This window comes from Helicobacter mastomyrinus, assembly GCF_039555295.1.
Taxonomy (GTDB): Bacteria; Campylobacterota; Campylobacteria; order Campylobacterales; family Helicobacteraceae; genus Helicobacter_C; species Helicobacter_C mastomyrinus.
Genome location: NZ_CP145316.1, coordinates 1260330 through 1275999, shown reverse-complemented (window position 1 = coordinate 1275999; position 15670 = coordinate 1260330). Strand labels below are relative to the sequence as shown.

Sequence of the window (15670 nt, the reverse complement as noted above, 5' to 3'; positions counted from 1 at the left end):
CTAGCTAATTTCACTAAAGGTATAGCCACTTGCCTTTAGCTTCTCGCGGATAAGAGCTTTATGCTCCTCTCCTTTGGTTTCAAGCCCTAGAGTGATAAGCGCATCGCCATATTTTAGCATTACTGATGTCCTATCATACTCCACTTGCACGATATTTGCACCCACAGAGCTTAAAATATCTGTAAGCCCTTGCAAACTCCCGGGCTTATCTACAAGCACGACTTTAAGCCGCATTTTACGATTGGATTTGAGCAAACCCTTTTCAATAATCACACTTAGCATAGTAATATCGATATTCCCGCCGCTTAAGATAAGCCCTATTTTGTCATTTGGCTTTATGGCAAATTTATTATGCAGCACACTCGCCACACTCGCGGCTCCTGCACCCTCTACGACAAGCTTTTGCTTCTCGAGTAAGAATAAAATCGCATTAGCAATTTCCTCATCATCTACACTCACTATTTCATCGACACATTCTTGCAAAAGGGCGAAGTTCTCCGCATTGACATCACGCACGGCAATCCCATCGGCAATACTCCGCACAGAATCTACCTTAATGATATGTTTGCTATCAAAGGAACGTTTCATCGCATCAGCCCCCGCTGCGACTACACCAACTACCCGCACTTTAGGGCAGAGCTTTTTATACACGCTCCCTATCCCGCCAATGAGCCCTCCTCCACCCACAGGCACAACAATAGTGGTAATATCCCTACACGCTTCAATCATCTCTAGGGCTATGCTTCCCTGCCCGGCTATCACTTCTTCATCGGCAAAGGGGTGGATAAATACTAAGTCCCGCTCTTTAGCAATCTCTAAGGCTCTTCCATAAGCCTCATCATAGTTGTCTCCGCTTAGCACGACCTCTGCGCCTAGATTTTTAGTCGCACTCACTTTGAGTAAGGGTGTGGCTTCAGGCATTACAATCACCGCCTTTAGCCCAAAATGCTGTGCAGCATAGGCTACGCCTTGCGCGTGATTCCCCGCACTTGCGGCAATAACGCCATTAATATGGTAAGAATCCCCCTCTACCAAAGAAGCGATTTTATTAAACGCCCCGCGAATCTTAAACGCCCCTGTAAGCTGGAGATTCTCTTTTTTGAGGTAAATCTCTGCGTTCGCTAAACGCGAAAGCACAGGCGCATAGCTAAACGCCGTGGGAATCACTACATCTTGCAAACGCTGCTTTGCCTTAAGGGCTTTGTCATATATGTTTTTCATTGCGTTCCTTTGAGCGATTTTTGTCGTGGATTCTACCCTGCCTTGCGTTAAGGTAACTTGAATATTTCATATATCGCTTTATATCATTAAGCAAAATAGGCGCTCCCACGCCAATGCCAGAAAAGATAATAAGGCATATCCCTATGCTTGTAGGAAGATTAGGCAGACTATCCCCAAGTGCTATCCCAAGCCCTATGCTAAATACTAAACGCGTATAATCAATAGGCGCGACAATCCCCGCAGGAGCAAGCATATAAGCCCGCGTAAGATAATGCTGCCCTAAAGTGCCAAAAAGCCCAAGCAACACGATATGCAGCCATTCCCAATCTTGTGGCATAATCCACATATCGCTAAGATAAGGCAAGGGAGTGAAGCTCACACATAGGGCGATAATGCTCATCGCCACCCCTGTGGCAAATACCGCCGCCCAAGAGTTGAAATAGTCTTTAAGCGCACGCAAGTTTAAAAAGGCTATTGCCATAAACAAGCCATTTATCACCCCAAAGAGAATATTTATCATGTCTAACCCCTCAAGATGAGGATCGCAAATCAATAAAATACCCACAAAGCCTACAATTGTGGAAAGAATGACCCCTAGATTATAGCGTTCCTTTAAAAAAATGAGGGAGAGTAGCACGATGTAGAGGGGCATACTTTGCGCAAAGGCAGTGGCTGTGCCAAGCGGTATGGTAGCGATATTATAAAAAAGTGCGACAAAGCTTAGCCCCCCAGTCATTGAACGAGAGATTAAAAACCACCAACCACCTTTTTTGTGTGTAGGATTCTTTAAAGGTTTGCTAAAGACTATGGGAAGGAGCATAACCACCATTACAAACGAGCGAAAAAACGCTACTTCCATAGCAGGAAGGGATTGTGTGAGAATCTTTGCCTCCGCACTCATCAGCGCGAATAAAAACGAGGAAAGAAGCATAGCAAAAATGCCACGTGCAATATTTTGCTTCATAAATTGCCCCCTTGTGCTAAAAATAAATAATCCAAAACTTCTTTCACAAGCGAAGTATATCTTTACTTACTAATTAAATGGAATCTCATTGTGAAGAGAAATGATAGCATTTGTGAATGAGATGATGGGTTTTGCTTCTTAACAAACACTACTTTGCTGAAATTTGAGATTCTTTAATATTTTATATGTGGGTTGAGCGTATCTTACCCTAGAGAATCTATACTTTTTAAAACTCACTTTGTAGGTGTGGAGTGAGAGGGTAACCCAGCGAACACTTCGTGCGTATGATAGAATAAAGCGTAGCTTGAGTTATAAGTGCGTGCTTTTGTCCTCAAGGGCTATCACCCTTTGCAAGATTAAATCCCTTCGGGATTGAATGGTGCGAAGCAGGAATCTACTTCCTGCAAAGCAAGACCCTTGCTTGCAAATAGTATAGGCATTAAAGGCTTAAAGCCCTTGACATTTGGAACATTTCACAAAAAGTCGCATATCGTGGCTAATAAGGTTTGCGCCAAATTGCTTTGCTACTTCAAGCTGTAATCGCTCAATCTCTGTATCAACAAACTCAATAATATCCCCACAGCTAAGGCAAATAATATGATCGTGATGCTCTTTTGCTGCTATTTCATAACGTCTTCCACTTTTATCCGCTTCAAGTGCGGTGATAAAATGCTCTTTCTCAAGAAAGTTGAGGATTCTATATACTGATGAGATACTCGCATTTTTATCCGTTGTTTTGATGATGTTAGTAATCTCTTCAGGGCTTAAGTGTGTGCCACTTTTATACAAAACAGCGACTATTTCTTCTCGTTGTTTAGAGTTTTTAAGCCCATTTTTTTTAATAGAACTCCGTAGTCTGTCTAAAATTGAATCAAGTGTTTCTAAACGATGATTGGCATTCATAATACCCTCCTTATCTTTCGTGTCATATTTGTAGGAATGTTAGGATTCTTACTTTGCTAAGAATTATAGCAATAAAATATATACAGAAATGTAAATAAGAAGGCTTATCATAATAAAATATTACGCTGTTAGCCAAAAATGTGCATTTTTTTAACAAAATACGCTGTTTTTATGATATTTACAAAGAGATATGATGAATGAGAAATTTGTAAATAAAAATCATGGCACAATACTCACCATAGTTTTAATATGATTTCACCTTCAAGCAATCACAAAATACAAGGAGCACAATCAATGTTTAACTCTAAGATACTTCAACGACAGATAATAGAAAAAGATGCGCAAATTGCACGTCTTATGCAAGAACTTAAAATGTATAAATCTCTTGTAGAGTTTTCTCAAGCTGAGGCAATTGTAGGAATAAAAGGGAATGAAGTAGTATATAAAAACAATGTTGCTCAGGGACTTGTAAACCTTCATCACCTTGTCCCTCAACTTAATGAAAAAGCCACACACGCAAATTGTATGCATAATGAATATAGCGTTACACATATGCGAATTGATGACACTATGTATTATTCAATTCTTCCTCTTAATACCCTTACAGATTCAAGCTCTGGCACAAATCTTTTTGAAGTCTATACCAAGAGCCTTAAAACAGGTGTTACCGAAACTCAAGCTTCCCTACAAGATGTCCTTACAGAATCAAATGCTGTAGCTGAATATTCTGTGAAAGCTGCTGAATCTGCCGAAGACGGCTTAGGTATGAGTGCAAAAGCCTTAGAAGAAATAGAAGTGCTTTATGAAAAAATGCAGGTTGCCTCTGATTTAGTAAATTCTCTCACACAACGCAGTAATGAAATCACAAGCGTGATTTCTCTTATTGATGATATTGCCGATCAAACTAACCTCCTAGCACTTAATGCTGCCATTGAAGCAGCAAGAGCAGGAGAACACGGGCGAGGCTTTGCTGTGGTCGCCGATGAGGTGCGAAAATTGGCTGAAAAGACACAAAAAGCGACAAGAGAAATTGCCGTGGTGGTTAAATCTATGCAGCAAGAGGCTAATGACATTCAAACAAGCACTGAAGAAACAAACGAAGCCACAGGGAATGTGCGTGAAGGTGTGGCAAAACTCCATAGCCTTGTCAATAATCTTAAAGTGGGAAGCCTTATTACCAAATACAATACCTTTAACTTAAGCAATAGAATCTTCTGTGTATTGGCAAAGCTTGACCACGTAGTGTATAAAAATAATCTTTACTCTTATATCTTTGGCTTGGCAGATAGCTTTAATTGCGTTGATCATCATAACTGCCGCTTGGGCAAATGGTATTTTGAAGGTGATGGCAAGGCAACATTTGCAAATACACAAGGATACAAGGCGCTTGATACATTCCACGCAGGGGTGCATACTGAAGCTATTACACTTGCACAAACCTTCGCTGATGAAACTCAAAGCTGCCCAAAAAGCTTTATAGACGCTAGAATCTTAGCAATGGAGCAAAATTCTGATGGCGTTATGAAATCTATTGTAGAGATGTATAACGAAAAACGCGAAGAAGTGCTCAATGAAATCAAACAATTAGAATCCGAAATAGTGCAAACTGAACACACCTCAACAGCCCTTCCAAACGCACAACATGAGACAAAAGAATCATAAGGAATGCGATAATTTATGTGGCGGGGTATAAAGTATAGTTTTTTTGTGCTTTCTGTTGCTCTGGGTATAGGCGTATGCGCCTATCTTATCAAGCTTTTTTATGATGTAGAAACCGAAGTGAATAAGATTAAAAACTATCGTTTTTCATTTGCCTCACAAATCGTAGATAGAAAAGATAGGCTGATTGCTAATGTTTTTACTGATGAAAATTTTAGATTCTATGCTACTTTTGATGAAATTCCCCCACGTGTGATAGAATCTCTGCTTGCCGTAGAAGATACATTATTTTTTGAACATATTGGTATCAATCCCGATGCTATATCGCGCGCTATGCTCAAAAACATTAAGAGTATGCGCTATGTTGAAGGTGGAAGCACTCTCACACAGCAGCTTATTAAAAATATCATTCTAAGTCCTGAAAAAACATTGAAGCGCAAACTCACAGAAGTAATGCTTGCCATCCATATTGAGCGGCATTTGAGCAAGGAAAAAATCTTAGAGCTTTATCTTAATCGCATTTCATTTGGACACGGCTATCACGGTATCAAAACGGCTGCATTAGGGTATTTTCACAAAACCCTAAATGAATTAACGCTCAAAGAAATCTGTATGCTTGTAGGTCTGCCCAAAGCCCCAAGCTTCTATGACCCAACTAAAAATAAAGAATATTCAATAGCAAGGGCAAATGATATTATTGATAGGCTCTATGATATTGGTTGGATTAGCAAAGAAGAGCAGCAAAGTGCGCTCAATGAGGTGCCAGAGGTATATAATCAAACACTTACGCAAAATGTAGCTCCTTATGTTGTAGATGAAGTTTTGCGTGAATTAGCACATATTGAGGATTTAAAGACAGGCGGATATTATATTAAGCTCAATATTGACCTTGACTATCAGTTTGCCGCACAAGAAGCTCTTATTTATGGCTATGAGCAAATCAATAAACGTCTTATAGAACGCTATCCTAAAACATTTACAGATTTTGATTTTAGCAATGACACACTTAATGGGGCAATGGTGGTTACAGATACGCATACAGGCGATATACTCGCACTTGTAGGTGGGGTAGATTATGTGAAAAATAAATTTAATCGTGCCACACAAGCTAAAAGACAGCTTGGTAGCTCTATCAAGCCCTTTATCTATCAAAGTGCATTTGATAAGGGTGAGTCTCCGGCTACTTTTGTGCCAGATGTGCCACGTAAATTTGTTACCAAAGGCGCAGCAGAAGTAGCAAGTGATGACACACAAGAAAGTGAAGCCGAAGAATGGCGCCCATCAAACTATACAACAAGATTCAATGGCTTTATGACACTTAAAGACGCGCTCCGCACATCAAGCAATCTTGCTACGATTAATCTTGTGGATCAAAATATCGGCTTCAGTAAGGTGTATCAAGCCCTTAAAAATGATGGTTTTGAGAATCTCCCTGAAAATATGTCTATCGTACTTGGAAGCTTTGAGCTCTCACCCCTTCAAGCAGCACGGCAATACTCTTTGTTTTCAAATTATGGTACTATCCTTAAACCCGCTCTTATAGAATCTGTGATAAACAAAAGTGGGGAGAATATATATAGCTCCCCTAGAGAATCTCGCCATATCACCACTGCAGCCCAAGCGTTTCTAACAATTGATATTTTACGCGATGTGGTTAATCGCGGCACAGGCGCAAGAGCTAGAATGAATGGCTTAGAAGTCGCAGGTAAAACAGGCACATCAAATCGCAATATAGATGCGTGGTTTTGTGGCTTTACCCCTGATGTACAGGCTATCGTGTGGTATGGACGTGATGATAATACACCCATAGGACCACACGAATCTGGCGGTATTGTGGCTCCTCCAGCATTTGCATATTTTTTCTCTAAAGTGCTTACCTTTGACCCGGGCATCACACGTAAATTCCAAATTCCTGAGGGCGTGAAATTCAAAACCCTTGATTATGGGGATTTTTACTATACAGATAATTCACCCTTACCGGTTAAAAAGCCTATTGCCAATATTGAAGAAGAACTTTTATTCTAGCTTAAATCCTTTTTTACTTAAAACTCGTTACAATAGCAAAAATAAAAACAAGGATAAGTGATGAGACTAAAAATGCAGCACGCTCCATATATTGCAAACAAAATCAGTATTGATGTAGGTAATGCTCCCCAAATTGAGCTTTTAGCCCCTATCGCTAATATCGCTCAAAATGCACTTGAAGTTTTGCAAAATAATATTCAAAAGGAACTTGCCATTGATGAAAAAGTGCGTGAGATTCTCGAAGAACGAAGCGATGAAATTGAAGATTTTGGAATGGATGAGCGTGAACTTTTTAGAATGTGTAAGCGACAAATTGCCAAAGAGCAGAATTTTTATCTCGCGTGGGAAGAGCGATGTAGCGATATTTCTCATCAAATTCTTGCTGCTATAATTCCTCTTATCCGTTTTAATGTATCTGAAACCATTGTGAAAAATATTATTTTTAAAGCCATTAATGAATATTCAAAAATTTATGAAAAAGCAGAAGATGCCGTGGTCGAAAAGCTCAAAAAATACAAAAGAAAGCTCGTTTATGGGACAGAGGAATATGATATTGTCTTTGGGAAACTTTATGAAGAAGAATTGCGTAAAAGAGGACTTTTATGAGCCAGAATCTTGCAGATGTCAATCTCTATTTTGCCAATGGCTTGCATATTAAGGCAAAAAGCTTTGGTGCGCAGGGGACTTTCATAGGTGAAGTAGTATTTAACACCTCTATGACGGGCTACCAAGAAATCATTACTGATCCTAGCTATTCAGGGCAACTTGTCGTATTGAGTATGCCAGAGATTGGCATAGTAGGCACAAATGCTAAAGATTCAGAATCTGCAAAATGCTCTTGTGTGGGGATTATTGTAGCTTCTTATAATGATTTTACTTCAAATTTCCGCTCAGAACAGAGTTTGGCAGATTATCTTAAAAATCATAATATTATGGGAATCTGCAATGTCGATACACGCAAACTCATTAAAATGCTCACCCATCAAGGTGCAATGATGATGATTGCCTCCACACAGCTCTCACACCTAAACGAACTAAAAAACATCTTAGAACAAACCCCAAGTATTGAGCAGGTTAATTTGATTAAAGAAGTTTCCACGCAAATGCCCTACACACATAAAGATTCTATATTCGATTTCACACAGCTTGATTTTGCCACACCTCCCACGCCTCGCGCAAAGGTTATTGCCATTGACTTTGGCACAAAGACAAATATCCTTAATGAACTTTGTGCAGTGGGCTTAGAAGTAGAAGTTATGCCGCATAACTTTGAAGCTGATAAAATTCTTAGCCGCTTCCACAAAGGCGAGATACAAGGCGTATTTTTGTCTAATGGTCCAGGCGATCCCCTTATGCTCCATAATGAAATCGCGCAAATCAAAAAGCTTATAGAATCTTCCATACCCATTTTTGGTATCTGTCTTGGACATCAGCTTCTATCTATCGCACACGGTTATCCCACCTATAAGCTTAAGTTTGGACATCACGGCAGCAATCACCCGATTAAAAACCTTCAAACCGGAGTCGTAGAAATCACGGCACAAAATCATAATTATTGTGTGCCTGAAACTATTGCAAAGATTGCTACTATCACGCATCGTAATCTTTTTGATTGCACGATTGAAGGTGTAGCTTATAAAGATAAGCCTATTTTTTCTGTCCAGCACCACCCCGAAGCAAGCCCGGGACCAAAAGAAGCAAGGATACTTTTTGAATCTTTTGCTAAATTATGCATAAAAGCATAATCTTGTAACTCAAAGTATTTTTACACTTTATATCTTTTTACAATCAAGAGTAAATTTTGCTTCCCCTAATATTCCACGATAATAAAAATGGCTAAGCAGCCTTGGTTTTACCTGATTTTATCTTAAAGATTCTTTTGCCATATTTTTAGCGAGTTCCATTGCCTCATTGATTTTAGCTAAGTCCTTGCCTCCAGCGGTGGCAAAGTCATCTCTCCCCCCGCCATTGCCTCCTAGCTTTAATGCGACTGCCTTTACCCACTCTCCTGCCTTCAAAGACACATTTTTCACCCCTGCGGTAATGGCAATCTTATTATCAACAACACTTAGTAATAAAATCGCTACTTTTTCATTCTCATTTTTTGCCCTATCGACCGCTTCTTTTGCTGCCTTTGCGTCTATCTCAAGCTTTGAGACGATTAATTTTATGCCATTTATTTCTTCAAAATCAAGGCTTCTAATGCTCTGCTTTGCGGCGGCTACCTTTTCTTTTAGCTCATTTAGCTGCGCTTTTAGCTTCATAATGCCTTGTGATAAATCCTGTGCTTTGAGCATCTCCTTTGCTTCGCTGATAGCTTTTAGCGCATCTTTACCATAAAGATACGCCGCATTCCCGCATACTGCTTCAATACGTCTTACCCCACTAGAGACACTACTTTCTTTGACAATATAAAAGCTGCCAATCTGCGCGGTATTTGATACGTGGATTCCCCCGCATAGCTCAATAGAATCTCCAAAGCTAATTACCCTCACATTCTCGCCATATTTCTCTCCAAAGAGCGCCATTGCGCCCTTCGCCTTTGCCTCATTTATGCCCATAGTCTCGCACTCTTGGGGGCTTCCTGCACAGATGAGGGCATTGACTAAAGATTCTATCCTTTCTAGCTCTGCTTTTGTAATCGCCTTAGGGTGGGAGAAATCAAACCTCAAACGTGTATCTTCCACAAGGCTACCTGCTTGAGCGATATGCTCTCCTAGAATCTTGCGCAAAGCAAAGTGTAGCAAATGCGTAGCGGAATGGTGCTTGATGATTTCTAAACGCGAATTATCTACTTGTGCGATGATATTATCTCCCGCACTAATGGGCTTTAAAGCCTTGATATGTGAGAGATTAAGCCCAAAGTATTTTTGTGTATCAAGCACTTGTGCGATGATGTGTTGATTATGAGAATCCTTACTCCCCTCATAGGATTTATTTACCTCAAGCAATATGCCTTTATCACCTATTGGTCCGCCAGATTCAGGATAAAAAGGTGTAGATGCTAGCATTACCCAGCCCTCGCTATTTGCCGCTAAAGTATCAATCATCTTAAAATCGCTATCAAGTAATGCTAAAATTGTGCTTTCCTCACACATTTTTTCATAGCCCACAAAGACATTTTCACCAAATTTTTCTAAAAACACATTGAAGTCGCCCTCTTTATTTTTATCCCCACTACCTTTCCAACTCGCCTTAGAGCGGCTTTTCTGTGTGTTCATACAAGATTCAAAAGCTTTCAAATCCACCTCTATGCCCTTATCGCGCAGCATATCCTGTGTCAAATCAAGCGGAAAGCCATAGGTATCATAGAGTTTGAAAGCCACATTACCATCAAAAAGCCCTTTTATGCGGGATAGTTCCTTGCTAAAAAGCTCCATACCTGATTCAATAGTTTCAAAGAATCTTGTCTCCTCATTTTTGCATTGCTCCATTATCGCATTTTTGCGCTCCAATAAAAAGCCATAATGCTCTCCCATACTCTCACACACGGATTTAACAACCTCAAATAAAAAGGGCTTTCTCAAGCCTAGCAAATAGCCGTGTCGCACCGCACGGCGTAAGATTCTCCGCAGGACATAGCCGCGCCCCTCTCTGTCAAAATTCACCCCTTGGGCTAAGAGAAATGCTACACTTCTAGCGTGGTCGGCTATCACGCGAAAGGAAGCGCTTGTGTGCCTTAGCTCCCCTACATTAGAATCTGTCATTTTTAATAGCTCATCTTCGTGGTAATAACGCTTATTTGTGAGGCTTTCAATACTCTTCATCAAGGGCGCAAAAAGACTTGTATCAAAATTATTAAGCTTTTTTTCTAGCAGGGCTACTACCCGCTCTAAGCCCATACCTGTGTCAATGCTAGGTTTAGGCAGGGGTGTGCGTATGCCATCTTTTTGCTCATATTGCATAAAGACAAGATTCCATATCTCTAGGAATCTATCTCCCTCGCCGCCGAAATAATCCTCGCTTGAGTGGAAAAACTCAGCCCCTTGATCAACATAAATCTCGCTACAAGGTCCGCAAGGTCCTGTATCTCCCATCTGCCAAAAGTTATCTTTATCGCCCATTCTTTTGATACGCTCTGGCGAAATATGCTCACACCATAGGCTAAAAGACTCATCATCGCTCTCGTGAATGGTTACATACAAAAGCGACTTATCAAAACCCAAGACTTGCGTTACAAACTCCCACGCATAGGCTATCGCGTCCTTTTTGAAATAATTGCCAAAGCTAAAATTTCCTAACATTTCAAAAAGCGTATGATGACGTGCGGTGTAGCCGACATTTTCTAAATCGTTATGTTTGCCTCCTGCACGGATACACAGCTGCGAACTCGTGGCTTTTGGTGGAGTAGGTATAGGAATCTTGCCTGTGAAAATGTCCTTAAACTGCACCATTCCCGCATTGGTAAAAAGCAAACTCGCATCATCTGGCACAAGCGGCATAGAATCATAAATTTTATGCCCCCTTTGCGCGAAAAAGTCTAAATACAACTGACGAATATCCCTCATTTACGCTCCTTGCTTAAAACCTATATAAAACATTGAGACTCACGGATGTGTTTCCTTGGACGTCATTTTCAATATTGGGGAGGATAATTGTGTTTTTAGGCTGATACTGCTTTGTGAAGACCCATGAAAATCCCCACGCGATTAACGCCCCCGCACTCACTTGCAATATAGAATGCTTCTTTGCCTCTACTCTTGAAGCAGCTGTAAGCACAGCCAAAACCCCCACAGGAATGGCAGGTTTCCACCCATAGCGATAATACACATATCCTGCCGCGCTAAAAGCCCCCGCTGCGTGTCCGCTGGGCATACCTTTCCAATCATCACAACACGGTCTTTTTGCCCAATTAAGCGCATAACCCTCATTGTGCAAACTACTAAGCCCATATTTGATACCTTCAACTACAAGCTGTGTGCTTAATGTCCCGAGTGCTAACTCCCCCACACCCTCATAATCCTCCATTGCTACGGATACTACCATCACATATAAAGGGAGTAATCTAAAGACATCACCAAATTGCTCGAATTGATTTTCTCGTGCAGCATTTGCTGATGTAGAAAAACACAGCATAAAAACACAAAACAATCCTCGCACACACAATCTTCTCATCTCTATCCTTATTTATGCAAAATAAATGCGCCATTATAGAATTTAAACCTTAAAAAACTCACTTAAGCAAATGTATCTTATTACCCTTAAATGGGATTTGCAATGGAGGATAGGCACAAAGTGTAGAGGCTTGAGTGCATATCCTCGTGGCTTGGCTGCTGTGAGATTTTACAAGTTAAGAGATTCTGCAATTAAAATTTTAAAAGGGTGATCCAGCGATTACGCCATTTTTGCACAAAGCAGAACAAGTAAAGGCGTATATTGGAAGCCGCAATGGGAAAACAACATAGTCTAGTAAAAAGCACAATGAATCTCTTAAGGAGCAAAAATGTGCCTATAGATAGCTAAAGCTAAACTTGATTTATACTTATGCAAAAGGTTTGGATTCTTAAATTCCTACATCTCGCAGCAGTGTGGCACTTCTGTGGTAATGGGAAGCTTTAGCTCTTTCCACATATCAAATCCACCAATAAGCCGATAAAGCTGCGTATAGCCTAAATGTTTTGCCCACATAATGCCTAAATGTGCGCTTCCCACAGGCGCAAATATATGCTCCCCGCTATCATAAAAAACAATCTTAGCATCTTTATTATCCCCTAATAGCTCGATAAACTCCTTTTGCGCACGTGAAAGTCCATCAGCCTCCCAATTCCACTCACTCCCATCATCATTAAGCGATGGGCTTAAGGCAAACTCAAAATGCTTCGCGTGAGGGATAAGCCCAAGATTATAAATCCCTCGTGGCAATGTGGAGATGATGATAAACTCATCGCTCTTAGCAGCAAGGTCATTTGGCAAAATAAGCTCATATCCTGATAACTTAGCGCGTGTGATAAGTGAGCCTATCTCCTCAATTTGCTCATTAGAAACTCCCGCTTTTTGCAATGCATCGCGCATACTTTGCTCTCCTTGCGTATCACCTGCACTCTCTTTTTCTAGCAATGCCACAATCTGCGGATAAGATTCTACGAGTTTAGCACTCTCACTTTTATCCTGCTCTTTTGCAGAATCCGAACAAGCACATAAGAAATACACACATAGCACATATACAAGTAGTTTTTTCATTGTTACTCCTTAGGTTAAGATGATGATAGCACTTTAAGTTCAGCACAAATCTTATCATATTTTTCTTGTGTCCGTGTTAAACTCAAGCGATTTTGCTCTAGCACGGCTTTAGGAGCATTTTGTATAAATTTTTCATTACCTAGCATAGATTCTAGCTTCGCTATTTCCTTTTCAAGCTTTTGTTTTTGATGGCTAAGACGAGCGACAAAAGAGCTTAAATCAATGCCGCTTAAGCGCACATAGCATTCACAATGCTCACCTACATCGCCCACACAGCCCTCAACCTTTGTTTGCGTAAAGTGCAAGTGCTCTATTTTAAGCATTTTGCATACAAATTGTGTAAGTAAAGACTCATCAAGTGGAGTGTGGATCTTCACATAGACATCGCCAATAGGCGCATTGCCAAGCTCAAACATAGCCTTCAAGCGACGGATACACACTATCACATCTTGTATTAGCTCAAATTGATGTATTAGCTTAGCTCCTGCATTATCGCTCCTATCCTGTGCCTTAGGATAAGGAGCAATCATAATAGAATCTGCAGATTCTATATCACTCGCGCTAAGGCTATGCCATAAATAATCCGTGATAAAGGGCATATAAGGGTGCAGGAGTAAAAGGGCGGACTTAAAAATTGCGCCTAGCTCATAGATAGAATCTTTACTCGCCTTAGCAAGCTCAACCCCCCAATCGCAAAATTCCCCCCACAAAAAGCGATACAAAATACTCGCACCCTGCTCAAAACGATAGCTCTCTAACGCCTGACGTACTTCATTTGTCGCTAAACAGAGACGTGCATACATATACTGTCCTAATGGCGTTTTTATCTCCATATCTTTAAGGTTTGCAAAGCCCTTTTGCTTTGCAATCTCGCCGCCAAGCTGCTCTAAATACATATTGAGGAATTGCGTGGCGTTATAAAGCTTGTTTGTAAAATTTTTTGTGTTTTCAAGCACCTGTGTGGAAAGCTTCACATCACGCCCTTGAGCGCATAATATCGCAAGAGTGAATCGCAGCACATCCGCGCCATAGGTTTGTATCATCTCTAAAGGATCAATCACATTTCCCTTGCTTTTACTCATTTTTTGCCCATTTTCATCACGCACAAGGGCGTGGAGATAGACATCTTTGAAGGGCAATGCTTGAAGCAAAGATTCCCCGCTTAAAAGCATACGTGCTACCCAAAAAAATAAAATATCAAATCCTGTGATAAGCAGGGAATTAGGATAGAATGTTGCTAAATCCGTATCGTCATAAAGCGAGGATTGAGCTTGTGTATCGCCATTGCCCCAGCCTAGAGTGCTAAACGCCCATAAGCCGGAGCTAAACCACGTATCAAGCACATCTTCATCTTGCTTTGTAATCATCTTATGGCATTTAGGGCAGGTGGGATTCTCACTCTCTGTGGCGACTTTCTCACCGCATTGGCAATACCACACCGGGATTCTGTGCCCCCACCAAAGCTGACGTGAAATGCACCAATCTTTTAACTCCCTCATCCACGCATTATAGTTATTAATCCATTGTGGTGGAAAAAAGCGCAATTCCCCATCATTGACTTTAGCAATCGCCTTTTGTGCGGCTTCCTTTTTGACAAACCATTGCTTAGAGATATAAGGCTCTACGACATTGCCGCAGCGATAGCATTTACCCACTTGATTGCTATAATCCTCTATTTTTTCGATAAAGCCTAGCTCTTGCAATCTCTGCACGATAGCCTCTCTAGCCTCTAGTCTATCCCTCCCCGCAAATTCCCCCGCATTCTCATTTAAAATACCTTTTTGGTCAAACACCACGATTGAAGGGAGATTGTGCCTTTTGCCCACTTCATAGTCATTCATATCGTGCGCGGGAGTTACCTTCACGCAACCACTTCCAAACTCCATATCAACGTGAGAATCCGCGACAATGGGTATAGGGCGATTAAGAATAGGCAAGATTACATTTTTGCCAACGAGATGTTTATACCGCTCATCGTTAGGATTTATCATCACGGCAGTATCACCAAAGAATGTTTCCGGGCGAGTGGTAGCCACGATAAGTGCTTGTGTGGAATCTGCAATAGGATAGCGCAAATAGTAGAGTTTGCCGTGATTTTCCTCATACTCTACTTCAATGTCTGATAATGCGCCATCTGCCACGCACCAATTTACCATATAGTAATCCTGCACGATTAAGCCTTGATTATACCATTGCACAAATGCCTTTTTAACAGCATTTTGTAAGCCCTGATCCATTGTAAAGCGTAACCGCGACCAAGCCGGGGTGATACCCAAATGACGCATTTGATTAAGAATCGCCCCGCCGCTTTTTTCTTTCCATTCCCACACTTTAGCGATAAATGCTTCACGTCCTAATGTATCCTTATCTAAGCCCTGTGCTAAAAGCTGCTTTTGTACGACATTTTGCGTGGCAATCCCTGCGTGATCTAAGCCGGGCTGATAGAGCGTTTTATATCCGTCCATTCGCTTAAAACGTGTGATAATATCTTGCAAAGTAAAAGTAAGTGCGTGTCCTATATGAAGCACACCTGTCACATTTGGCGGGGGCATCATAATGCAAAAAGATTTAGGGTTAGGGCTTTGCCATAAGTGCTTATTACCTGCTATGTCAAAATATCCCCTTTCCTCACACAGCCGATAAAATCGTGATTCTATATCTTTATGGGCATAGCCCTTTTTATTTTCTTGCGGATTTTGAGTTGTGGGATTCATAAAA

At 40.9% G+C, this 15670-nt stretch carries 11 protein-coding genes; 4 read left to right on the top strand and 7 right to left on the bottom strand.

What is annotated here, in order from left to right:
• The 3 genes from ilvA to V3I05_RS06405 form a co-directional block, all read right to left on the bottom strand.
• Complete coding sequence (gene ilvA / locus V3I05_RS06415; RefSeq protein ID WP_300447681.1) at positions 1-1221, bottom strand: threonine ammonia-lyase; 1221 nt, start codon at positions 1219-1221, stop codon at positions 1-3.
• Positions 1205-2185, bottom strand: coding sequence for a DMT family transporter (locus V3I05_RS06410; protein WP_295698676.1), 981 nt, complete (start codon positions 2183-2185; stop codon positions 1205-1207). Before V3I05_RS06410 ends, ilvA begins: the two co-directional genes overlap by 17 nt.
• Before the next feature lie 447 nt (positions 2186-2632).
• Entirely contained in the window at positions 2633-3088 is a 456-nt protein-coding gene (locus V3I05_RS06405) for a transcriptional repressor (RefSeq protein ID WP_300447685.1), read from the bottom strand.
• 294 nt (positions 3089-3382) lie between these two features.
• Between V3I05_RS06405 and V3I05_RS06400 the strand changes: the two genes are divergently transcribed.
• From V3I05_RS06400 to carA, 4 genes are read left to right on the top strand one after another with little or no spacing between them, the layout of a single operon-like run.
• Entirely contained in the window at positions 3383-4750 is a 1368-nt protein-coding gene (locus V3I05_RS06400; protein ID WP_295698679.1) for a methyl-accepting chemotaxis protein, read from the top strand.
• Between the two features lie 15 nt (positions 4751-4765).
• Positions 4766-6772, top strand: a complete 2007-nt coding sequence (locus tag V3I05_RS06395) for a transglycosylase domain-containing protein (RefSeq protein ID WP_295698681.1) — start codon at positions 4766-4768, stop codon at positions 6770-6772.
• A gap of 60 nt (positions 6773-6832) precedes the next feature.
• Positions 6833-7378: a DUF507 family protein gene (locus tag V3I05_RS06390; protein ID WP_300447691.1), complete on the top strand. Its 546-nt coding sequence runs from the start codon at positions 6833-6835 to the stop codon at positions 7376-7378.
• Positions 7375-8517 (top strand): glutamine-hydrolyzing carbamoyl-phosphate synthase small subunit, encoded by a 1143-nt coding sequence (carA, locus tag V3I05_RS06385; RefSeq protein ID WP_300449713.1) that lies wholly within the window; start codon positions 7375-7377, stop codon positions 8515-8517. The genes V3I05_RS06390 and carA overlap by 4 nt, the downstream gene beginning before the upstream one ends.
• Before the next feature lie 117 nt (positions 8518-8634).
• Here the strand turns inward: carA and alaS are convergent, their stop codons facing one another.
• From alaS to V3I05_RS06365, 4 genes are all read right to left on the bottom strand, one after another.
• A complete protein-coding gene (gene alaS / locus V3I05_RS06380; RefSeq protein ID WP_343353001.1) occupies positions 8635-11280 on the bottom strand; it encodes an alanine--tRNA ligase in 2646 nt (881 codons plus the stop codon).
• A gap of 13 nt (positions 11281-11293) precedes the next feature.
• Complete coding sequence (locus tag V3I05_RS06375) at positions 11294-11887, bottom strand: phosphatase PAP2 family protein (protein WP_343353000.1); 594 nt, start codon at positions 11885-11887, stop codon at positions 11294-11296.
• A gap of 396 nt (positions 11888-12283) precedes the next feature.
• Positions 12284-12952: a rhodanese-like domain-containing protein gene (locus V3I05_RS06370; RefSeq protein WP_295698692.1), complete on the bottom strand. Its 669-nt coding sequence runs from the start codon at positions 12950-12952 to the stop codon at positions 12284-12286.
• A gap of 14 nt (positions 12953-12966) precedes the next feature.
• A complete protein-coding gene (locus V3I05_RS06365) occupies positions 12967-15666 on the bottom strand; it encodes a valine--tRNA ligase (RefSeq protein WP_343352999.1) in 2700 nt (899 codons plus the stop codon).
• Positions 15667-15670: the final 4 nt, after the last annotated feature.

Coding starts and splice junctions, on each gene's coding strand:
- alaS (WP_343353001.1), bottom strand. CDS start 11,280: ATGAGGGATATTCGTCAGTTGTATTTAGACTTTTTCGCGCAAAGGGGG.
- V3I05_RS06365 (WP_343352999.1), bottom strand. CDS start 15,666: ATGAATCCCACAACTCAAAATCCGCAAGAAAATAAAAAGGGCTATGCC.
- V3I05_RS06370 (WP_295698692.1), bottom strand. CDS start 12,952: ATGAAAAAACTACTTGTATATGTGCTATGTGTGTATTTCTTATGTGCT.
- ilvA (WP_300447681.1), bottom strand. CDS start 1,221: ATGAAAAACATATATGACAAAGCCCTTAAGGCAAAGCAGCGTTTGCAA.
- V3I05_RS06400 (WP_295698679.1), top strand. CDS start 3,383: ATGTTTAACTCTAAGATACTTCAACGACAGATAATAGAAAAAGATGCG.
- carA (WP_300449713.1), top strand. CDS start 7,375: ATGAGCCAGAATCTTGCAGATGTCAATCTCTATTTTGCCAATGGCTTG.
- V3I05_RS06390 (WP_300447691.1), top strand. CDS start 6,833: ATGAGACTAAAAATGCAGCACGCTCCATATATTGCAAACAAAATCAGT.
- V3I05_RS06410 (WP_295698676.1), bottom strand. CDS start 2,185: ATGAAGCAAAATATTGCACGTGGCATTTTTGCTATGCTTCTTTCCTCG.
- V3I05_RS06395 (WP_295698681.1), top strand. CDS start 4,766: ATGTGGCGGGGTATAAAGTATAGTTTTTTTGTGCTTTCTGTTGCTCTG.
- V3I05_RS06375 (WP_343353000.1), bottom strand. CDS start 11,887: ATGAGAAGATTGTGTGTGCGAGGATTGTTTTGTGTTTTTATGCTGTGT.
- V3I05_RS06405 (WP_300447685.1), bottom strand. CDS start 3,088: ATGAATGCCAATCATCGTTTAGAAACACTTGATTCAATTTTAGACAGA.